This window comes from Actinoplanes sp. NPDC051470 (genome assembly GCF_040682035.1).
Classification (GTDB): Bacteria; Actinomycetota; Actinomycetes; order Mycobacteriales; family Micromonosporaceae; genus Actinoplanes.
Genome location: NZ_JBFBAA010000035.1, coordinates 43,060 through 64,937 on the forward strand (window position 1 = coordinate 43,060; position 21,878 = coordinate 64,937).

Consider the following 21,878-nt stretch of genomic DNA (forward strand, 5'->3'; position numbering starts at 1 on the left):
GTCCGGCGGCAACTCTCCGGTCATTGGACCGGCTTCTCCGGCACCTCGACCTCGGGGGTCTGCACCAGACGAACCGATCGCCTCCGGTCGATGTACTGGCCCCGCGCGGCGGGCAGCGTCCGTGGTCGTACGTTGCCGAGGAACACACCCTCCTCGCGCGGGCAGGAGAACAGGACGCTGGGCGAACCCAGCTCCCAGGCCCGGCGCAGGACGGAGTTCATCATGGCCCGGGAGGCGCCGGCGGTGCTCCGTGCGACGACCAGGTGCAGGCCGATCTCGGAGCCGTGCGGCAGCAAGGGCAGCAGCGGTGCGAGGGGCGACTCGCGGCCGTTCTCGATCAGTTCGAAGTCGTCGATCAGGATGAACAGCCGTCCACCGGTCCACCAGTCGCGCTTGTGCAGCCGGCTCGGCGGGATCTCCGGCCCGGGCAATCGGCCGGTGAGCACCTGCCCGGCCTCGAGCAGCGTGGCGGTCAGGCGCTCGGCCGACATCGAGTAACCGATCTGATGCGCCTCCGGGATCGCGTCGTGCAGTTCCCGGCGGAAGTCGCCGAAGACGACCCGTGCCTCCTTGGGCGTGTGATGTGCGGCGACGCTCTGAGCGATGTGCCGCAGCAGGTTCGTCTTGCCGGTCTCGGTGTCGCCGAAGATCAGCAGATGCGGGTTCAGGTCGAAGTCGTGCCACAGCGGCTCCAGCCGGACGTCGTCCAGGCCGAGCGGGATGCGGATCTCCGCCTCCTTCGACGGCGCGGTGGCGGCCGGCAGTTCGGTGGCCGCGAGCCGGTCCGGCAGCAGCTTGACCTTCGGCGCCCGCGGCGCGGCGGGTACGTCCAGCGCCTCGACCAGCTCCCCGGTGGCCTCGCTCAGGTCCTCGGTGTCGGGGTAGCCGTCGATGCGGGGCAGCGCGGTGAGGAAGTGCTGCCGGTCGGCGGTGATGCCACGGCCCGGGGAGTTGGGTACGGTCGCTGCCACCCGGCTGTTGACCTCGGACTCGACCGGGTCGCCGAGCTTGAGCTCGAAGCGGGTACCGAGCACGTCGCGCAGCCACGGCCGGATCTCGGTCCAGCGGCCGGCCGAGACCAGCAGGTGCACGCCGAAGCTGAGGCCGCGCGAGGCCAGCTCGCCGAATCGGTCGTCCAGCTCCTGGAAGTCCTGGCGGATGGTGTACCAGCCGTCGACGACCAGGAACACGTCACCGTACGGATCGACGTCGTGGAAGTTGCCCGCCGCCCGGGCCCGCCGATAGTTGACCATCGAGTCGATGCCGTGCTGGCTGAAGATCACCTCTCGTCGCGCCATCAGGTTGGTCATCTCCAGCACGGTCCGGGTCACCTTGTCACGGTCGAGCCGGCCCGCGACGCCGCCGACGTGCGGCAGCCGGGACAGCGACGACATCGCGCCACCACCGAAGTCGAGGCAGTAGAACTGCACCTCGGAGGCGGTGTGGGTGAGCGCGAGCGCGCAGATGAGCGTACGCAGAAGCGTGCTCTTGCCGGCCTGCGGCCCGCCCACCACGCCCATGTTGCCGGCGCTGCCCGCCAGATTGGCGACCAGCAGCTCGCGCCGCTGCTGAGCGGGCAGGTCGACCAGGCCGATCGGCACGCTGAGCTGGCCGGTTCCGTAACCACCGACCGGCGCCAGGCCCACCTCCGGGTGCTCCACCAACGGCGGTAGCAGCTTCTCCAGCGTGGCGCTGACGGTCAGCGGCGGCAGCCACACCTGGTGCGCCGCCGGACCGTGTCCGCGCAGCGCCTCCAGCAGCACGTCGGCGAGGACCGGCGGCTTGTCGGCGCTCTCCGTGGCCTCGTCCTCCGCCGGTTCGGGCGGCGCCGCCGGCACCAGGTGCTCGGTGCCGAACGGGACGACGCCGCCGTGGTCGGAGTGCCGGCGGCGCTGGTGCGGCGGATGCCACGGCCCGGAGCAGTACGCGGCCTTGAAACGGATCAGCGTCTGGGTGTCCGGCCGCAGGTACCCGTTGCCCGGAGCGTTGGGGAGCTCGTAGGCGTCCGGCACGCCGATCACGCTGCGGCTCTCCATGGAGGAGAAGGTGCGCAGGCCGATCCGGTACGACAGGTGCGACTCGATGGTGTGGATCCGGCCCTCGTCGACCCGCTGGCTGGCCAGCAACAGGTGCACGCCGAGGCTCCGGCCGAGCCGGCCGATCATCGCGAACACGTCGATGAACTCCGGCTTGCTGCTCAGCATCTCGCTGAACTCGTCGACCACGATGAACAGCGCCGGCATCGGCTCCATCGAGGTGCCCTCGGCGCGGGCCCGCTCGTATTCGCGACGTGACGGGTAACCGCTGGCCCGCAGGTGCTCCTGCCGCCGGTTCAGCTCGCCGGTCAGCGCATCCTGCATGCGGTCGACCAGTTCGAGTTCCTCGGACAGGTTGGTGATCACCGCCGACGTGTGCGGCAGCCGCTCGAAGCCGAGGAACGCCGCGCCGCCCTTGAAGTCGACGAGCACCAGGTTGAGCTCCTCGGACGAATGCCGGGCCGCGAGAGCGAGCACCAGCGTACGCAGCAACTCGCTCTTGCCCGAGCCGGTGGCGCCGATCAGCATGCCGTGCGGCCCCATCCCGCCCTCGGCCGCCTCCTTGATGTCCAGGTCGATCGTCGTGCCGTCGCCGGTCATGCCGATCGGGACCCGCAACCGTTGTGAGGCGCTGCGACCGGCGCGGTAGGCGGCCGGGTCGAGCACCGTCAGGTCGCCGAGCTGGAGCAGTCCGGCCAGGTCGTAATCGGTGGCCAGCGGCTCCTCGGTGTCGCCGCCGGCGCCGACCCGGTACCGGGCGATCGACCGGGCCACCGCGGCGGCCGCGGCCACACTCATCCGGTCCGGCCGGCACAACGAGGTGCTGCCCGGCTTTTCGAGGTGATCGAAGGAGACGATGCTGACCTCGTCCTCGGCCGCATGCAGGAGCAACGTGTGTGGTTGGGCCTCCCAGCCGAGCGTGGATCCGATGTCCAGGGTGAGCACGTTGCGGTAGCCCTCGTTGGCCAGCCGGTGCTCGACCGGCAGCCGCGGGCCGTCCAGGATCACGACGACGTACGGCTCCAGCGCCGTGACCGGGGTGTCCGGCTCGTACCCCGGGCGGTCCAGCACACCGAGCACGGCGAGCGCCTCGTCGAGATCGGCCGGGTCCGCGATGAACCGCCGGCGGGTGCCGGTGACGTCCGGCACGGAGTCGTCCTGCACGTGCGGCAGCCACTTCGCCCAGTCCCAGTGCGAGCCGGAGACGGCCAGGATCACGTGCAGTTCCGCGGGCGCGTGCGCGACGACGAGCTGGGCGAGCATCGCGCGGACCGTGGACCGGATCGTGGGCCGGTCGCCCCGGTAGCCGATGCGGGCGAAGCCGCGCAGGTAGATCGCGATCGGTGAGTCCTGGAGCGTGGAGTAGGCGCGCAGGAACCGCCGCAGGGCATGTGCGGCCAGCGGTTCCAGGTCTTCGACCGGTTTGCTGCTCGGCGCGATCAGACGGGTGGTGGAACGCCGTGCGCCGAGACCGATCCGTACCTCGCCGAAGTCCTCGTGCGAGGTGCGGCGCTCCCACAGGCGGCGGCTGAGCGCCATCGACCACAGCGCTCCGGGGTCGGGGTGCAGCCAGCGGGCGGCGCGCCGCTCCTCGGTCAGCGCCGCCCGGACCTTGCGCCGGACCTGGCCGAGGTAGCGCAGGTAGTCCCGGCGTTCGCCGTTGAGCCGGTGCTTGTGCTGGCCGGAGTTGCGCATCAGTGGCACGACCATCATGGCGATCGCGGAGAGGACCATCAGGCAGACGCCGACATAGGCGAGCGCGCCCGCGTTGGGCCGCAGGAACATCAGGACCATGGCCAGCGAGGCGATGGCCATCGGCGCGAGCATCAGCACCGTGCTGAGCCCGCGCTCGGCCGGCTCGGGGATGATCGGCGGCTCCTGGAGCGCGATCTCCTCACCGGGCGCGCTGGGACCGGCCCGGCGGGCCTTGCGCGAGTACGGAACCGTGCCCACGTTCGTCTCCTTCGGTGAGGGCTTTCCCTCCGAAAGGGGCGGTGGCCGGGCCGCGCGTGGGCGTTACCCGGCGCATCCCGCCTACCGTGCTGACGATGTTCGGCTTGATGCCGTGGTGGGCAGAGACCAACATATCAGTACGAATAGGATGAGTCGAGGTGATGATCGTGCCCGACGAGACCAGGGTCGACGTCCGGCGCCTGCAGGACATCGCCGCCTCGCTCGGCGTGCTCTTCGACGATCACGCTCAGCACTTCGAGGGGTTGTACGGCTACACGCCCGAACTCGGCGACTTCGAGGCGGCGCGGTGGCTGGGCGACGTCGTCACCGGCCGCCGGGACACGGTGCTCGCGCACGTGGCCTACCTGCGCCGGACGCTCGCCGAGATCCACGCGGCGCTCGGTCAGATCGCCGATGAGTTCGACGAGACCGACGCCGCGAACGCCGCCGCCGTCGCGTACGTCGAGGATCCTTCCCCCCGGTGAGGGGTTTCCCCTGGATCCGGCGGCTCGCAGGCTCGGGCCCGGACCGCGGTCCCACGCGCTCCCTAGCGTCGGAGTCTCAGGGTGCTCTCCGGTGCGACAGGAGGATTGACCGTGCCTCTAAGGCAAGCGGCCGTGCAGACCACGGTCAACGGTCAGCGGCTGAGGGATGTCGGCGCGCTGATCAGCTTCATCACCGACGAACACAAGGCCGCCATCGCCGACCTCGGCAAGGTCGCCCCGAACGCGGGGGCGTTCGACGCGGCACAGTGGGTTCGCGATCTGTTCATCGACCGCCGGGACGCCGTGGCGACGCACCTCAAGTACCTCGAGACCGCGTTCAAGGAGATCAACGAGGGCCTGATCGCGATCGCCAAGGAGTTCGAGGGCGTCGATATGACCAACTCTGATGCCGTGGCCAGGGCCACCGCCGCGTCCAAGAACATCATCACCGAGATGGGCAAGGCCGAGTACCAGCCGGTGATGTCGAAGAGCAAGCCGTCGTACGAGACCGGTGACGACTCACCGACGAATGACGAGGACTCGTTCGACTTCGCGAACCCGAAGGACCCGAAGATCCTCGACTTCGACCCCGCGCACGTCCCGGGGATGGGTCAGTTCATGACCCCCGGCGGTCTGGGCAAGAACAACGACAGCGTGGTCAACCTGAACGAGCAGCCGGACCTGAAGAGCAACCAGAGCATGAGCCTGCAGGCCGCGCCGCCCCCGCCGGCTACCGGTACGCCGCCTCCACCCGTGACGGCTGCGCCTCCGCCGGCTACCGGTACGCCGCCTCCACCCGTGACGGCTGCGCCTCCGCCGGCTACCGGTGAGCACTTCTCCAAGACAGAGCCGGTGGAAGGCGGCACGATCACCCACAACTCGAACAATGACGACGACTACCAGGGCCGCACCTACCGGTACTACGAGATCGACGGCCACCACCAAACCGACGCGAAAGGCCGCGAGGTCTGGTGGCTGAATGGGAAGCCGTATATCAAGCAGTCCAGCAAGCCCGTGTACGTGGCGCTCTGAGACGCGGAAGGTACCGTGGACCGCCTCACGCGACAGCGTCTCGCCGCGCCCGTCCGGCTCCGGTTCGTGCTGGGCGACAAGGCCGTGGACGTGGCGCTGCCCGGCGAAGCGCCGCTTGTCGACCTGCTACCGGCCGTCCTGACGCAACTCGACCGGGAGGCCGGTGACCACGGCGCCGAGCACGACGGCTGGGTGGTGCAGCGCCCCGGCGAGAAGCCGCTGGACGAGGAACGCTCCGCCGTCGAGCTGAACCTGCTCGACGGCGAGGCGCTGCACTTCCGGCCGCGCGCCGAGCAGCTGCCGCCGATCGACTTCGACGACCTCGTCGACGGGGTCGGCGAGCAGGCCCGCAACAGCCGGTGGCGGTGGGGCGCCGACCGTACGCGATCGATGTTCCTGGCCTTCGGCGGTATCACCCTGGCCGCCGGCCTGGTGATGCTGGGATTCGGCGGTCCGGCCGTGTGGCGGGCCACCGTAGCGGCCGTGCTGGCCGTGGCGCTGCTGTCCGCCGCCGGTCTGGTCAGCCGGTCGGTGCCCGACCCACAGACCGGCACCCTGCTCGCCGGTGCGGCCGCCGGATACGCCGCGGTGGCCGGTTGGCTCGGCGCGCAGGCCCTGGCCCCGCACTCGCCGACGGAGGTCCGGGTCGCGCTCGCCGCGCTCGCCGCGCTGGTTGCCCTCAGCGCCGGCCTGTCCGCCGTCGCCGACTCCGGCCTGCTCTTCGCCGGCGCCCTGGCCTTCGTCGTGAGCGTCGCGGTGCCGGCGCTGATCGCCGCTGTCGGCCCGGTCCGGCCGCAGGAGGCCGCCGCCTGCGGGCTGACGCTGTCGATGATCGTGAACCTGACGCTGCCCCCGCTGGCCTTCCGGCTCGGCGGGCTCGCGCTGCCGCTGCTGCCGGGCAACCCGGAGCAGCTCTCCGAGGACATCGACCCGGCGCCGCACCGGATGGTCGTCGAGCGCGGATCGGCCGGCCTGGCCTACCTGGCGGCGCTCACCGTCGGCGCGGGCACGGCGCAGATCCTGATGGCAGCGGTGCTGCTCCGGCCGGGCGGCGGCTGGCCGATCATCATGGCGCTGGTGGTCGCCACGCTGCTGAGCATGCGGTCCCGGCATCTGACCCTGATCGTGTCCCGCTGGGCGACGATGGGCCCGGCGATCGCGCTGGTCGTCTTCGCCCTGTTCCGGTTCGCCTTCGATCAGACCGATGTGGTGCGGGCCGCCGTCCTGGTCCCGGCGGTGGTGGCGGTGGCGGGCGCGGTGCTGACCGCGGCCGTGACCCTGCCCGGGCGACGATTGCGGCCGTACTGGGCCCGGACCGTGGAGATCATGGAGATCCTCGTCGCGGTCTCGCTTCTTCCGGTGCTCGCGGCCGTGCTCGGCATCTACTCGATGATGCGGGCCTGGGCCAGCTGAGATGGAGTCACGCAAGGATCAGGTACACGCGTACTTCTACATTGTCAGCCGGCTCAACGCGGCGGTCATGCGGGGGCGGCCGGACCCGCACGAGCCGCCGAACTACCGGCCGGTGCTCGGGTTCGTCATCGGCATGCTGCTGGCCGTGGTGATCGCCGGCGGCTTCGGCATCTACGGCATCTTCCGGCCGGGCGGCGACAAGTCCTGGCGGCAGAGCGGCGTGGTCATCGCCGTCCGCGAGACCGGCGGCCGCTACCTGCTGCTCGACGGTCAGCTCCGGCCGGTGCTCAACTACGCGTCCGCCCGGCTGGTGCTGGGCAGCGGCACCGATGCCCGGATCGTGCAGGTCTCCCGCAACTCGATCAAGGGCCTGCCGGTGGGAACGCCGATCGGCATCGCCGGCGCCCCGGACTCGGTGCCCGCGGCGAATCGCCTCTACACCGGCCCGTGGACCGTGTGCGCGCAACCACCCACGCCGGCCGGCGAGCCGGCCACGACCCTGATCCTCGGCGATGCCGCGGCGCCGGCGCCGCTCGGCACCAAGCAGGCGTTCCTGGTGCAGACCGCCGACCGGCAGGCCTATCTGGTCTGGCAGGGACGCCGGTTCCGCGTGGCCGGTCCGGCCGCGGTGGCATTGGGCTACGCGGCGGTCGACCCGGTGATGGTGACCCCGGCCTGGCTGAACCCGATTCCTTCCGGGCGTGACCTGGCCTTCCCGCCCGTTCCGGCCCGGGGCCGCCCGGGGCCGGTGATCGGTGGGCGGCCCAGCGTGATCGGCCAGATCTTCGAGGTGCGCAACGCGGTCAACGGCACGACAGAGCAGTTCCTGGCTCGCTCGGACGGCTTCGTCCGGCTCAGCCGCACCGTCGCAGCGCTGGCGCTGGCCGATCCGGGGATCCGGCTGGCCTATCCGGGCGGTGCGGTGAGTCCCATCCCGGTCCGGCCCGACGAGCTGGCGCTGGCGACGGTCGCGAAGAGCACCGAGTTCGTCGACGGCTATCCGCCGGACCCGCCGGCGCCGCTCAACGGCGGTGGCGGGATGCCGTGTGTGGGCTATCGCACGGCCGGCAAGACGGTGATCGTGACGCTTTCGCAGATCAAGGCGGACGCGGCGGCCGGGGCCCTGCTGGTGCCGCGCGCGGTCACCTCGGCCGGCACCGTGGACCGGGTGCTGATCGCCGCCGGGACCGGCGTACTGGCCCGCAACCCCTACGCGCCGGGCACGGCGGGCGGAGCGCTGTTCCTCGTCTCCGAGTACGGCGCGAAGTTCCCTCTGCCGCCGGCCGGTGTGGAGGCGCTCGGCTATGCCGGCAGCCCACCCATCGACGTGCCCGCCGAATTGCTCGAACTGCTGCCCACCGGCACGGTTCTGGACCCGGCCGCGGCGTTGCGGAGTCAGATCGTGGGCGGCTGACGGGGGATATCCCCGAGAACGCGGGCCGAGCCCCGCGCGACCGGTTCCGCCGCGGCTCCGGCTGCTCTCATGGTCTTGTCACCACAGCAGTGTCCGAAGAGGAGATGAGATGACCTCGAGTACCGGCCTTGACCCCGGCGTCGCGGCGGGGGTGGCCACTCAGCACCGTAATACGTCCGCCGAAATCGGCCTACAGGGATTTCAGAGATTCCAGCAGGCGTTCGAGGTAATGGACCAGGACTGCAAGGGCAAGATGATGGATGCGCTGCTGCGAGCAAAGGAAGCCTGGCACCAGGAGCTGCACGCCATCATGGATGACCTGAACACGATGGCCGACAACGTGGACGGCACCATCGTGGACCTCGACTCGACGGACTCCGACGGCGGGGCCGGCGTCGCCGCGGCCGGTGTCGACATTCTTCGGGGTCTGGGCTAGGCAAGCGAAATCAAGGAGGAGGGGCCATGCCGCAGGACCAGATAATCAATTACAACTACGCCACAATTGAGCAGGGCACCGACCAGATGATGCAGATCAACCGGTACATCGGTCAGCACATCGACGAGATGGCCACCAGCATCGGTCATGCGCTCGATGCCTGGCAGGGGACCGCAGCCGACCAGTACCACATGCTGGCCTCTCGCATTCACGGGAACCTCGAGGACATGAACGCCATCGTGAATGATCTCTCGGTCAAGCTGCGCGACGGTGCGGAGGAAATGCGCCAGCAGGACGTCCGCTCCGGAAACACCCGGTTCCCCGGCTGACGAAACAACTGACGCCGGGGAGCAGCACTGCTGCCCGGCGCCGTTTCCTTGTCGTACTCGAGTGTTGGAGTGAGCGGTGGCCGCGGGCGAAGTCGGGACGTTTGACGAGAAGAGCCCGCCGACACGGGAGACGTTCGGCGATTACCACGTGTGGACCGAGCTGATGCCGTATGTCAACGACATCGTCGATACGGGGCAGGATCCGGCCAAGGAATGGTTCCACGGTGGCGACGCGTTCACCGCGTCTCTGGCCGCGCTGTCACGGATGGTGGAGGACCTGGAGCAGCATGCCAAGGACCTCACGGCCGGCGACAGCCCGATCTTCGCCGGTGAGGCGGCCAACGCGTTCCAGGAACACGTGAAGCAGCTCGCCGACAAGAGTCGCAAGGGTGTCGGCGATGTGATCCTGGCCAACAATTTCGGCGCGCACACCTATGCGATCGGCACCCACATCAACAACTTCAGGGCGGAGTTCTGGGCGATCGTCGACGCCGGCCACCGGCTCAGCGACAAGCTCCGGACGTATGCCAGCGAACGGATCGACGCCATCTACAGCGGCATCACCGACGCTGCCGCCCAGCGTGAGGCCGACCGTGCCGAGGCGATGACCGCCGCCTACCACGCCGGCGAGGCCTGGATCATGTCCAACCTCCGGTCCCGGTTGGTGCAGCTGTCCGCCACGTACCGGGCCGAAGGAGGGGCTTTCAAGCCGCTCACGGTCGCGGTGCAGCAGAGCGTCCCCAAGGCGGCGCCGCCGACCACGCCGCCGACCACGTCGACCGGCACGCCACCGCCGGCCACGTCGACGGGCACGCCACCGCCGGCCACGTCGACCGGCACGCCACCGCCCACCACGTCAACCGGCACGCCGCCACCCGACACGTCAACCGGGGCGCCGCCACCCACCGCGACACCCGACGGGATGCCCGAGCCCCAGCAGAAGGATATGGACCACAAGCCGGGCACCGACACGCTCGAGAACCGGGAGGAGAATCCGGCCAGCGTCGCGAACGTTCCCGGGCCAGGTCCGGGTGACGGTGCCGGCGGCTCGGCGGACGATGCCCTCGAGGACGCCAAGAACGCCGCGGGCGACGCCATCGACGACCTCAAGAACGGGGATCCCGAGCACGACGCCGCGCTGGATGACGCCAAGGAAGCCGCCAGCAACGCGCTCGACGACCTCAAGGGCGCCGGCGACCCCGGAGGCGCGGGTACGGGTGACGGCCCCGGCGCGGGCAGCGGGATCGGCCCTGGCGCGGGCGGCGGGATCGGCCCTGGCGCGGGCGGCGGATCCGGTCTCGGCCCCGGGACCGGAACGGGGCCGGACGGTTCGGCCGACGCCGGTCAGAAGCAGGCCCTCGAGGACGCCAAGAACGCCGCGGGCGACGCCATCGACGACCTCAAGAACGGCGAGCCGGTGCACGACGAGGCCCTCGACGACGCGAAGCAGGCGGCCCAGGACGCGATCGACGACCTCGGCCCCGCGGCCACCGGCGACTCGACCGGCGCCCCCGGACCGGATGACGCGGGCGCGGCCCGTGAGCAGGCCCTCGAGGATGCCAAGGGCGCGGCGGACGACGCCATCGGCGACCTGATGGACGGCGGCGGTGCGGGCGTGCCGACGACGTCCAACACACCTGGCGGCACCGGCCGGCCCGGCGGCGGGGGCGGCGCCGGGGACTCGGCTGCTGATCAAGCTCGCCAGCAGGCCCTCCAGGACGCGCAGAACGCCGCCGATGACGCGATCGACGACCTGACCGGTGGCGGCGAGGACTTGCCGACCACGTCCTCGACGGACCCGGCCGCCGACGAGGCCCGCGACGAGGCGCTGGAGGACGCGAAGGAGGCGGCGAACGACGCGATCGACGACCTCGGGGAGTCCGGGGCGGGTGACGTCTCACCGGACGAGGCCCGGCAGAACGCGCTCGACCAGGCCCAGGACGCGGTCGATGACGCCATCGAGGATCTCTCCGGCACCGGCGATTCCGCCACGGACGACGCCCTCGATGACGCGCGGGATGCCGTTGACGATGCCCTCGGCGGCGGTGCGGACGACGACGACGGCAACTCCGCGGACGACGACGACGGCAACTCCGCGGACGAGAAGGCGGCCCGCGACGACGCGCTGTCCGACGCCCAGGACGCCGCGGACCAGGCCATCGACGATCTCCTCCGCGACGATCCGATGAGCGACGCCCTCGACGCGGACGGCGACGGCAAGCCCGACGGCGACATGAACGACGACGGAAAGATCGACGCCAACGAGGCCGAGGCGCTCCGGGACGACGCGCTGGCGGACGCGAAGGACGCGACCGACAAGTCGATCGACGACCTGATCCAGGAGGTGCGGGACGACGCCGGGGCCGACGGCCTCACCGACGACGAGCGGCAGGCCCGAATCGATGCCCTGGAGGACGCGAAGGGGTCGGCCGACGACGCCATCGACGAACTCATCCAGGAGGGCGGCGACCACTCGACACAGCTGTCCGACTTCCTGACCGGCAAGAACGACAACCCGGCCCCCGGCGGTGGTGGCGGCAGCGGCGACGGCGGTGGCGGCCCTGGTGGTGGCAGCCCTGGTGGCGGCGGCAGCGGCGGCGGCGGCGACAACCCGGACCAGCCCGCACCGCTCGAACTCGCCCCGGTGACCGCGAACCCCACCGGGACCGACCAGTCCGTGCTCCAGCCGACGGGCGGGGGCGCCGGTCAGCAGCCCGGTGGTTCCGGCATGCCGATGTCGCCACCGATGGGTGGCGGCATGGGCGGCGAGGGCAATCGTGACCGTGAGCGCAACACCTGGCTCGTCGGTGAGGACGGCATGTGGGGCGAGGACGGCCAGGGCGCCGTCTCCAGCAATGCCGTGGGCCGGGACTGAGCATGGCCGGATCCCAGCCGTACACCCTGGACGAGGTCAGCGCCGCGCTCGAGGCCGCCTCGCCGGCCGACGTGGAACGCGGGGCCGGCGCGTTCGATGAGGCGCGGCGCGGTCTGCGCACCCTGGCCGGACACCTGGACCGCACGCTCGGCGATCTGGACCAGGCGTGGCGGGGCGCGGCGGCGGTCAGCGCGCGGCTGGATGAGCCGCTGCGTCGTACCCGTGAGGTGCTGCACATGTTGGACGAGGGCGAGTACGGGCGGCTGCTGCGGGTCACCGCGAACGGCTTGGTGGCCGGCCAGGCCCGCGTCCGGGACCTGACGGCGCAGCGGATCACGGGCGCCACCGACGTCCCGTTCGATCAGCAGGCTCAGCGGATCCTGCACGACGTGGCGGACGGATACCGGGCGGCCGGCGAGGCGGCCGGCGGCCAGTCACCACCCCCGGCCGTTCCGGTGGAGGAGCCTGGCCTCGGCCGGGCGCTGCTCGAAGCCGCCCACGACGGGTCCGCGCCCCTGCGGCTCGCGGCCGGCGCCGATCCCGCGCAACTGTTCCGACCGGCCGGGCCGCCGCCCGGCGCCGGCCAGCCCGGTGATTCGGCTCCGCCCGGTGGTGGCGGTGGTGGTGGCGGCGCCGCCGGCAACGGCATGGGAATGATGCCGTTCATGCCGATGGGCGGGATGGGCGGCGGCATGGGTGGCGGCATGGGCGGCGGACAACTGGACGGAACCGGGCAGAAGCGCGGCGGACTCCAGGGTGACCAGGCCGTCTGGCTCGACGGGCAGGACGACGGCTGGAACGTGATCGGGCGTCAGGAACGGGTCGAGGCCGTCGAGGCCGCCCGGGAGGACTTCCGCAAGAACTTCGAGCAAGAGATCAAGAAGGCGACGAGAGGGGATCGCGATGTCTGACCACGAGGAACTGCCGGGCGGGAGCGGCGGGCTGGAGGCGATGTTCGCCGTGCTGGCCGACGAGCAGCGCAAGATCACCGAATTCCAGCGGAAGATGTCGGAGGCGAGCACCGTCGTCGAGTCGTCGAACAAGATGGTCACCGCGACCTTCGACGGCCGTGGCGAGCTGACCCGGCTCACCTTCAACAACGGCAAATACCGCACGATGGCGCCGAAAGAGCTCGCCACGATGCTGATGGACACCCTGAAGCGCGGGCGTGCCGCGGCGTTCGGCAAGATCGACGAGATGGCCGGCCGGGATGTTCTGCCCGGCATCGCCTTCGGCGAGCTGGCCGCGGGCAAGGTCGACATCGACGAGGTGGTCGGCACGTTGATGACCTCGGTGGTCGACCTGCCCGGGATCGCCAGGGCGGCGAAGGAGGCGACCCGCGCCGATGGCTGACGAGACCACGATCGAGCCGGATGGGGCGCGCCGGTTGCTCAACGTCGTCGAGTCCGTCGGCGGCGACCTGCAGGCCGCGCTCGACCGGGTGCGAACCGTCCGGTCGACACTGCCCGAGCCGTGGGGCACCGACGAGTACGGCAGGCGGTTCGCCAAGCCACGCGAGCCCAAGGCGGAGAACATCCTGGGGAATGTGCTCCAGTCCGTCACGTACCTGAGGGAGCTGGCCGCTGAGGGCAAAGGCGCGATCGACGAGTTCGTGAACACCGACCACGACAACTCCAGCACCCTGGCGCCGGGGTCGTGAGTCAGCGGACGATCACGGTCGATCCGTCGGCGGGCTCCGGCTACCGGACGCTGGCGGCGGCCGTGGCGGCGGCGCCGGAGGGGTCGGTGATCACCGTGCGTCCCGGCAACTACAGCGAGAACCTGGTGCTCACGAAGATCGTCACGATCACCGCGCAGAACGGGCCGGGCACGGTGAAACTCGCTCCGGTGTCCGGCGTGCCCGTGGTTCTCATGGCCGAATCCGCCGCGCTCGCCGGTCTGTCGATCATCGCCGCCGATGGTGACAGTCCGGCTCTCGCTCTGGGCGCCGGTCAGCTCAGCGTCACGGAATGCGAGCTGGCCGCGTCGGCCTGGGCGACCGTCTTCGTCCGCGACCAGGGCTCGCTGACCATGCGGGGCAGCCGGGTGACCAATCAGGTCGGCGCGGGCGTCGTGGTCACCTCACGGGTCGGCAGCATGGTCGACGACTGCCGGATCGAGCGGCTGGGCACCTCGGGCGTGGTCGTCGCCGAGCAGGGCGAGTTGCGGGTTCGGTCGTGCAGCGTGCGTGAGGCGCGCGGCAACGGCATCTGCATCAACGGCCATGGCAAGATCAACATCGAGGACACCGAGATCACGGGTACGAACAAGCCGGCGTTCGCGGCCGAGCAGCAGTCCGAGGCCACGGTGCGCCGGTTGACCGTCCGGCGGGCCAACGGCGTCGGCATCTACCTCGCCACCTCCGGGGCCTCCACCCTGGAGGACTGCACGGTGGACGGGAGCGGGGCCGACGGCGTGTTCACCGGTGAGCGGTGCGCGCCGACGTTGCGCCGCCTCCGGGTGACCGGCGCGCAGCGCAGCGGCTTCCGGTTCCTCGGGCGATCGGCCGGCCGGATGGACGCGTGCATCGCCACGAAGATCGCCGGCGTCGGCATCCAGATCGGCGAGCGCAGCAATCCGGAACTGATCAACATGGTGGTCAGCGATTGCACCGGCGCCGGTGTGCGACTGGACGGCGGCGCCGACCCGCTGCTGCACCGGTTGCAGGTGAGCGGCTGTGACGGCGCGGCCATCGAGGTCAAGGACGCGGCCCGCGGCCGCTTCGAGAACGTCACGATCGAGCGGTGCGGCGGCGTCGGGATGCGGATCGGCGGCGGTGCCCATCCGTCGGTCAGCGGCCTCAGCCTGCGGGGCAGTTCCGGCGCCGGGGTGACCGTCGAGGAGGCGACCGCCTCGCTCAGCGACTGCGACATCGGGGACGCCGGGGCGGCGGGGGTTTCGGCCGGGCCGGGCGCGGAGGTCTCGCTGACCGCGTGCCGGGTGCACGACGGAGCGGCCGACGGGCTTGTCCTCGCCGAGGGCGCGACCGGGACGGTGACGGACTCGGAGTTCACCGCGAACGCCGGCGACGGCATCAGCGTGCGTACCGCCCGTTCCGTACGCGTGGCCGGTTGTTCGGTGCGGGACAACGAGGGCGCCGGACTGCGCCAGACCGAGCCGGTCGGACCGCTGGTCGTCGACGGGCTCACCAGCTCCCGCAACCGGCTGCCGGACGCGTACGGGACGGCCACCGCCGACGCCGCCGCGCCGGATGCCGTCCCGACGCCGGCCGAGGAGCGCAAGCCGGCGAGCCGCGGATCCGACCCGTTACGCGAGCTTCAGTCCCTGGTCGGTCTGGACGGCGTGAAGCAGGAGGTCACGTCACTGATCAACCTGAACAAGATGTCCAAGCGGCGCCAGGAGGCCGGCCTGTCCGCTCCGCCGATGGCCAGGCACCTGGTCTTCGCCGGCGCGCCCGGCACCGGCAAGACCACCATCGCCCGGCTGTACGGCAAGATCCTCGCCGAGCTGGGCGTGCTGAAGAAGGGACACCTCATCGAGGTGGCCCGGGCGGACCTGGTCGCCCAGATCATCGGCGGCACCGCGATCAAGACCACCGACGCGTTCAACTCGGCCCTGGGCGGCGTGCTCTTCATCGACGAGGCGTACACGCTGAGCAACAGCAGTGGCGGGAACGGCCCGGACTTCGGCCGCGAGGCCATCGACACGCTGGTCAAGCTGATGGAGGATCACCGCGAGGACGTGGTGGTCATCGCGGCCGGCTACTCCGCGGACATGGAGCGCTTCCTGCAGGCCAACCCGGGCCTCGTGTCCCGCTTCAGCCGGACCATCGAGTTCAGCAACTACAGCCCGTCCGAGCTGGTGACGATCGTGGAGAACCAGTGCGATCGGCACGACTACCAGCTGGACGCGGCCGCGGCGGCGGCGTTGCTGACCTACTTCGACCGGATCCCGAAGGACGGCACCTTCGGCAACGGCCGCGAGGCGCGCAAGGTGTTCGAGCGGATGGCCGACATGCAGGCGTCCCGGTTGGCCTCGGCGCCGGGCGTGAGCACCGCCGAACTCGCCCTGCTCACCGCCGAGGACCTGCCGGTGGCGGTCGGCAGGGCGACGTAGAGGACATGGGGAATCACCGGTGCGCCGACAAGGCCGTGCACAACCTGCTCGGTCTTCACATTCTCGGCCGGCTCGCCCCGGCCGACCAGGCACGAACCCGGCGCCATCTGGACGAGTGCACAGCCTGCTCCGCGGACGTCGTCGAGCTGGCCGGGATCACGTCCTACCTGAACCTGCTGTCGCCCGATGACATCGCTGAGATCCTGGCCGCGGACGCCGCGCTCCGGAACGGATGAATCGCGGCGGCCGGCCGCACAGGCCTGAGCCGCACGGGCTCAGGACAGCGGGCCGGCCACCGCGGCCGCCGGTGACGGGAACCGGCGGCCGCGTCACGGGCGTGTCAGGTCATGGCAGCGGAACCAGGGTCAAATTCATCCGTTCCGCGTACGCGTTGAGCCACTTCTCCACGGGTGGGCTCGACGGTGCCACCCAGGGCTCGTCGCCGCTCTTCGGCACGACCAGCGGGCCGACGGCCAGGCTGTGCATGAAGTCGCCGGTCTCGATCGCCCGGGCGGTGTTGAACGGGAACAGCCAGCACCACTCGTGCTCGATCGGGCTGTCCGGATCGAGCAGGGCCAGCGGGTGCCCGCCCTCCTCGATCTGCCGGAGTGTCGCGGTGGCCTGGGCGCGTGCCGCGTCGACGTCCATGACGGTCCTCTCCCTGTGTGTGTTGGCGTGCATGTCAGGCGGCCGGTAGGGAAGCCGCCGGCCGATCCAGGAACAGCCCGGTGAGCGGGTCGTAGTAACGCGAGCGGTCGTACTGCAGGCCGGTCTCCGCGTCGTGGTAACGGCCTCCGGCCCACAGCGCGGCGGTGTCCGGGTCGGTCGCGCCGGGCCGCACGGCACGCAAGGCGCCGTCCACGATCTGGGCGACCGGGCCGGCCAGCTTCGGGTGGTACTCCCACGTCGAGGTGATGGCCTCGCCGCCGCGCTTGCGCCGGTTCTGTTCGACGAGCCGGTCGCCGGACCAGACGAACTCGATCTCGTCCAGTACCGTGCCTTTCGCGCCGTGCCGTTGTTTGGCCAACCGCCGGCCGAACGCGTCGTACCGATAGCTCCAGCGATCACCGCCCGGTGTTGTGACGCCGATCAGCCGATCGCGGTGATCCCAGGTCAACGTCCATTCGCCGGCCCCGTCGGTCCGGGTGACCGGCCGGCCAAGGGCGTCGAGCGTGTAGCGTGCCCCTCCACTGTCCGGCCCGTTCGCTTGGTCGGTCGCACCGTGCACGGACGTCAACCAGTCGACGTCGATGCTCTGACCCGCCGCCGCCAGCACCACGGGCCGGCCGGAATCGTCGTAGGTCCATTCTGTCCTGGCCCCGGATGGGCAGGTGCGGGCGCTGAGCAGGCCGAACCGGTCGCCGTAGGAGGTGGTGACGGTCCGGCCGTTCACCGTCTCCGCGATGACGCGGCCGAGCGCGTCCCGCTCGAGCCGGATCTCCGAGTCGGCATCGGTGGCCGCCACGACGCGACCGGCACCGTCGTACTCCAGCCGGGTCGCGGCGTCGCCCGTGCGTCGTTCGACGATCTGACCCAGCAGGTCGTAGCTGTAGACGGTGACCGCACCGGCCGCGTCGGTGTGCCGCACGACCTGACCAGCGGCGTCATAGCCGTAACGCTGGGTGCGGCCACCGAAATCGGTCTCCTCGACCAACCGGCCGTTCGGGTCGTACGTGTACCGCCACGTCTCGCCCTCCGGGTTGGTGATCGAGGTGAGGCGCAGCTCGGTGTCGTAGCCGTACACGGTGCGGTTGCCCTCGTCGTCGATCATGGCCGTAACCAGGTCGAACGCGCCGTACTCGCGCACGGTCCGGCGCCCGTCGGCGTCGACGGACTCGACCAGGTTGCCCTCCCCGTCGTAGTGGTACTCCTCGAAGCCGCCGTCCGGGTTCTCCCGCCAGGCCAGCTCGCCCCCGATCGTCCAGCCGAGATCGGTGAAGCCCTCGTTGTTCTCGATGACGACGACGCGGCCGAGGCTGTCGTACTCGTAGCGGGTGTGGCCGTCACCCGACCTCATCGAGATGACCTGCCGCGCCGCATTGCGAACCGTGGCCGCCGGGCCGGCCTGGAGGACGGTCCACGGACCGTTCGCGGCGAGCCGCTCGGACCGCACCACCTCACCGGTGGCATCCGTCTCGGCCCGCAGCAGACCGTCGGCGTCGAACTCCCGGGTGCGGGTGGCCCCGGCTTCGGCGGCGGTGACCTGGAGACCCTCAAGAGCGAGGCCGGTGAGATGCGGTTGTCCGCGGTGACACCGGCGCCGCCGTCGACGGCGGTGTCCGTGCTCGTGTCGGTGCGGCCGTCGGCGCGGCCGTCGGCGCGGCCGTCGGCGCCGTCGCCGGCGCCGTCGTCGGTGCCGTCCAGGAAGGACGAGAGGTTCGGGCCGGCCTCGCCGTCGGTCGGCGCGTCGGCGTTGTCGGCGTCGGCGGTCGGGGGCGAGGTGTCGGGTAGGTCGCCGGGCCCGCTGGTGTCGATGAAGACGACGAGGCCGTTCGGTCCGAAGGGTGGGATGACTCTTTGGTCGCGTGCTTGGGGGTCGGTGAAGGCGATCTTGCCGTCGGGGTTCTTGGTGACGGGTGATCATGTGGAAGGGGTCGCCGGCCTGGTTGTTGCCGGTGCGGTAGGCGACGATGCCGGTGCTGCCGGGGGTGAGGGCGCCGATCTGGTTGAGTGGTCCGCGCCAGCCTTCGAAGGCGAGGACTTCTCGGCCGGGGTAGGAGCGTTCGACGTCGCCGAGGGTCCGTGGTGTGGAGGTGGGTGGGATGTCGAGGAGTCGGCCGGAGCGTTGGTTCTCGTCCAGTGATTCGGCGTAGCGGGTGCTGTCCGGGTTGGTCGTGTCGTGTCGCGCGGCACCGAACATGGCAGCCAGATCGGGACCGCTGCGGACCATGTCCAACATCGGAATGTTGACGATCGCGGTATAGGTCTGCATGCTCGACCCGGCGCCGTAATAGTCCTGCGGAGGGTCGTTCAACCCCAGTTGCTGATCCAGGGGCACACCCTGGCGCTCGAGGATCTGCTGGGTCAGCCAGGCCAGACTCTGGTTCCCGCTGAAGCTGTGATTCATGTACGGGAAGATGACCGGATTGAGCCGCTCGTTCATCAACAGCAGCTGCATCACCAGGTTGATGTTGAGTCGCGCGTTGGCGTCCGTGAAGAAGTGTCCGATGTGCAGCTTGCGGACGGTTTCCGCGATCAGCCAGATCCGATCGGCGTCCGTCGTCGTGTGCCGGATGTCGCGATAGTAGTCGTCGAAGATCGTGTTGATGAGTGCCGGCGCTTCGGTGGCCGTGTAGTTGCTTTCGTACTGATAATCCGTTTGATCGCCATACGTGATGGGGTTCTGCGGATCGGCGGACTCGACGTCGGACCTTGCCACCAGGGGCCGCCCGGCGACCGAGGTGTTCGGCACGCTCGACGAAGGCGTCGCATACATGGGAGCGGCGGTGGAGTAGACGTCGTTGCCCTCGGGATCGGGCTCGCCCGTCCACTCGTGCGGAATCGGGGTGTAGCGAACAACCGCCTCGTGCATCGCGGCGTAGACGTTCGCGTTGAGACGTCTCACCGGCCGCGACGTGAACAGATACTCGTCGTACGCCTCGACCATGCTTGGGTCTGCTGCACCGATAGGTGACAGTTTCAGTCACGCGGCCTGACTGGCCGGTGGGGTCATGATGGTCTCGTACTCGATAGGGGTCAATCGGGACAGGGATCGTTGGCGTCGGCGGCGGTGGTAGGTCCGTTCGATCCAGGTCACGATCGCCGTTCGTAGCTGCTGACGGGTATCCCAGGTGCTGCGGTCGAGGACGTTGTTCTGCAGCAGGCCGAAGAACGATTCCATGGCGGCGTTGTCGCCGGCCGCGCCGACTCGGCCCATCGATCCGATGATGTGGCGCTGGTTGAGGGCGCGGACGAACTTCCGGCTGCGGAATTGCGATCCGCGGTCGGTGTGCAGCACACAGCCGGCCACGTCACCACGGCGGGCGACCCGAGCCGCAACGCGGGCGGACCATCGAGACGCGGCGCAGCAGCGGTGTTTCCAGCGAGTCCGTCGACCTGCTCGGCGTGCTGGACGCGTCGCGTGCGCTCAGCTCCGAGACCGACCTCCGGGGGCTCCGGGCGCGTGTCAGTGACGTGCTCAGCGCGATGACCGGAGCGACCTCCGTACAGGTCGTCTCACGCGACGACGATTCCCGGAGCTGGTACGTGGCCGACCCCGTCGGGGAACCGAGCGCCACCGAGCCGGTCGCAGGACAGGCAACCTCCTCTTCCGGAAAGGCGGCCGAAGAGGGCACCGCACGGCCTCTGTTGCCGATGTCATTGGTGCGCTACGCCGAACGTACTCGCGAGCCTTTGCTGGTCGAGGATGCGACACGAGATGGTCGTTTTTCGCGTGACCCCTACCTGCAGGACGCCGCCTGTTGCTCCGCGATGGTGGTGCCCATATTGGCGCAGGGCGAGCCACGGGCCATGTTGCTCCTGGAGAACCGGCTCACCCGCAGCGCCTTCACCACCGCGCGTCTGGACGCGGTGCGCCTGATCGCTGGGCAACTCTCGGTATCGATTGAGAACGCCCTGCTCTACGCCCGCCTGGAACGCAAGGTAGCCGAGAGGACCGAGGAACTCGCCCGGGCCAATGAGCGCCTCGAACGGATGTCCCACACCGACGCCCTGACCGGCCTGCCCAACCGTCGCCGCCTGGACGACATTCTGGAAGCCGAATGGCAGCGCGCGCTGCGGGACAAGTCACCGCTGGCTGTCGCCATGATCGACATCGACCAGTTCAAACTGTACAACGACCACTATGGCCATCCCGCCGGCGATCGTTGCCTGCACCAGGTCGCCTCCACTCTGGCCGGCAGCGTCCGGTGTACCGATCACGTTGCCCGCTATGGTGGCGAAGAATTCTGCATCGTCATGCCGGGCGCCACCCTCTGCGGCGCGGTCGCGGCTGCGGAAAGGACACGGATCGCGGTGGAAGAGCTCGCTGAACCACACACGGTTTCGACCCATGGCACCGTCACTATCAGCATCGGAATCGCGTTGGCGAGACCGGACGGTTACCAGACACCGGGCGATCTTGTCCGCCGCGCCGATCAATTCCTTTATCAAGCCAAAGAGAACGGGCGCAATCGGACCGTCAGCGAAAACGGGCCGGGTTAGGCCGCGCGGACCTCGCTCGCATCCACGAGCTTGTCGACGACGTCCTCGGCGTGGGCATGGGCGTCGTACGCAGGGAAAGTTGGTCCCATGCCCGAGCAATGGAGACGCCGTGGAGGCTTTGTGGAGACGCCCGGCCGAGACTAACGGCACTTGACCGTACGCATGTCGCAGGAGGGCCCGATGTACCACGACGAAGAGACTCCGGTTTCGGACGCCGACTTGGTGCCGGCGCCCGATCGCGGCAGCCGGCGTGCGGGGATGCTGGCCACGCTGCGCAGCCCAGGGGCCGCTGGGAGGGTGCAGCGGGGCTTCGACGACAGGCGGCCCGGCTGGCTGGATGACCCCGCATTCGTACCGGCCGACGTTACCCCGCGTGGGCTCGCCGGGTCCCACGGTGCGGTCCTGGACGTCAACCGGCCCGAGCTCGGCGCGAACTTCGACTCGCCGGAGTTCGGCGCCCGTGGCGACCACGCCGACTGGGACGACGAGATCGACGAGCCGTTCGACCACCGGAGGGGGATGGGTCGCGGTACTCGACCGCGTGGCCGCGGCCGTCGTTCTCTGTCCAGCCGGGTCCTGTCCGGGGCGATGACGTGGTCCGGGCGTTCTTAGCCCCCTGACCCGTAGCACCAGCGATCTCCATGTTGGCGGCCTCGCCGCCCGGG

17 protein-coding genes and 1 pseudogene are annotated in these 21,878 nt (G+C 70.3%); 14 read left to right on the forward strand and 4 right to left on the reverse strand.

The annotated features are described in order from the left end of the window. Positions 1-20: 20 nt before the first annotated feature. Positions 21-3,989 carry a type VII secretion protein EccCa gene (gene eccCa, locus AB0M54_RS39865; protein ID WP_364477211.1) on the reverse strand — a complete coding sequence of 1,323 codons (3,969 nt, stop codon included), beginning with the start codon at positions 3,987-3,989 and terminating at the stop codon, positions 21-23. 158 nt (positions 3,990-4,147) lie between these two features. Here eccCa and AB0M54_RS39870 point away from each other — a divergent pair, with 158 nt between their 5' ends. The 12 genes from AB0M54_RS39870 (at position 4,148) to AB0M54_RS39925 (ending at position 16,286) form a co-directional block, all read left to right on the forward strand. Continuing rightward, on the forward strand, positions 4,148-4,474 hold the full coding sequence (locus AB0M54_RS39870; RefSeq protein ID WP_364477213.1) for a hypothetical protein: 327 nt from the start codon (positions 4,148-4,150) through the stop codon (positions 4,472-4,474). A gap of 81 nt (positions 4,475-4,555) precedes the next feature. Next, positions 4,556-5,506, forward strand: coding sequence for a hypothetical protein (locus tag AB0M54_RS39875; protein ID WP_364331277.1), 951 nt, complete (start codon positions 4,556-4,558; stop codon positions 5,504-5,506). A 15-nt stretch (positions 5,507-5,521) separates the two neighbouring features. After that, positions 5,522-6,919, forward strand: a complete 1,398-nt coding sequence (eccD, locus tag AB0M54_RS39880; protein ID WP_364477215.1) for a type VII secretion integral membrane protein EccD — start codon at positions 5,522-5,524, stop codon at positions 6,917-6,919. A 1-nt stretch (position 6,920) separates the two neighbouring features. Then, complete coding sequence (gene eccB / locus AB0M54_RS39885) at positions 6,921-8,333, forward strand: type VII secretion protein EccB (protein WP_364331282.1); 1,413 nt, start codon at positions 6,921-6,923, stop codon at positions 8,331-8,333. Between the two features lie 109 nt (positions 8,334-8,442). After that, complete coding sequence (locus AB0M54_RS39890; RefSeq protein ID WP_364331285.1) at positions 8,443-8,769, forward strand: hypothetical protein; 327 nt, start codon at positions 8,443-8,445, stop codon at positions 8,767-8,769. Positions 8,770-8,795: 26 nt separating this feature from the next. After that, positions 8,796-9,098, forward strand: a complete 303-nt coding sequence (locus AB0M54_RS39895; RefSeq protein WP_364331288.1) for a WXG100 family type VII secretion target — start codon at positions 8,796-8,798, stop codon at positions 9,096-9,098. Positions 9,099-9,174: 76 nt separating this feature from the next. Continuing rightward, on the forward strand, positions 9,175-11,973 hold the full coding sequence (locus tag AB0M54_RS39900; RefSeq protein ID WP_364477217.1) for a hypothetical protein: 2,799 nt from the start codon (positions 9,175-9,177) through the stop codon (positions 11,971-11,973). A 2-nt stretch (positions 11,974-11,975) separates the two neighbouring features. Next, positions 11,976-12,884, forward strand: a complete 909-nt coding sequence (locus tag AB0M54_RS39905; protein ID WP_364331294.1) for a hypothetical protein — start codon at positions 11,976-11,978, stop codon at positions 12,882-12,884. Then, on the forward strand, positions 12,877-13,326 hold the full coding sequence (locus tag AB0M54_RS39910) for a YbaB/EbfC family nucleoid-associated protein (RefSeq protein ID WP_364331297.1): 450 nt from the start codon (positions 12,877-12,879) through the stop codon (positions 13,324-13,326). The genes AB0M54_RS39905 and AB0M54_RS39910 overlap by 8 nt, the downstream gene beginning before the upstream one ends. After that, a complete protein-coding gene (locus tag AB0M54_RS39915; protein ID WP_364331299.1) occupies positions 13,319-13,633 on the forward strand; it encodes a hypothetical protein in 315 nt (104 codons plus the stop codon). The genes AB0M54_RS39910 and AB0M54_RS39915 overlap by 8 nt, the downstream gene beginning before the upstream one ends. Beyond that, positions 13,630-16,050, forward strand: a complete 2,421-nt coding sequence (locus AB0M54_RS39920) for a right-handed parallel beta-helix repeat-containing protein (RefSeq protein WP_364477219.1) — start codon at positions 13,630-13,632, stop codon at positions 16,048-16,050. Before AB0M54_RS39915 ends, AB0M54_RS39920 begins: the two co-directional genes overlap by 4 nt. A gap of 5 nt (positions 16,051-16,055) precedes the next feature. Next, entirely contained in the window at positions 16,056-16,286 is a 231-nt protein-coding gene (locus tag AB0M54_RS39925) for a zf-HC2 domain-containing protein (protein ID WP_364331305.1), read from the forward strand. A gap of 109 nt (positions 16,287-16,395) precedes the next feature. On the opposite strand, the gene AB0M54_RS39930 is transcribed toward AB0M54_RS39925, so the two are convergent. From AB0M54_RS39930 to AB0M54_RS39940, 3 genes and pseudogenes are all read right to left on the reverse strand, one after another. Beyond that, positions 16,396-16,698, reverse strand: coding sequence for a YrhB family protein (locus tag AB0M54_RS39930; RefSeq protein WP_364477221.1), 303 nt, complete (start codon positions 16,696-16,698; stop codon positions 16,396-16,398). A gap of 34 nt (positions 16,699-16,732) precedes the next feature. Beyond that, a complete protein-coding gene (locus tag AB0M54_RS39935; RefSeq protein WP_364477223.1) occupies positions 16,733-19,657 on the reverse strand; it encodes a hypothetical protein in 2,925 nt (974 codons plus the stop codon). 36 nt (positions 19,658-19,693) lie between these two features. After that, positions 19,694-20,008: pseudogene (locus AB0M54_RS39940) on the reverse strand (IS3 family transposase); the annotation flags it as partial. A 107-nt stretch (positions 20,009-20,115) separates the two neighbouring features. On the opposite strand from AB0M54_RS39940, the gene AB0M54_RS39945 reads away from it, so the two are divergent. Together AB0M54_RS39945 and AB0M54_RS39950 are read left to right on the forward strand one after the other, a co-directional pair. After that, positions 20,116-21,213 (forward strand): diguanylate cyclase, encoded by a 1,098-nt coding sequence (locus tag AB0M54_RS39945; protein ID WP_364477225.1) that lies wholly within the window; start codon positions 20,116-20,118, stop codon positions 21,211-21,213. 180 nt (positions 21,214-21,393) lie between these two features. Beyond that, positions 21,394-21,825, forward strand: a complete 432-nt coding sequence (locus AB0M54_RS39950; RefSeq protein ID WP_364477227.1) for a hypothetical protein — start codon at positions 21,394-21,396, stop codon at positions 21,823-21,825. Positions 21,826-21,878: the final 53 nt, after the last annotated feature.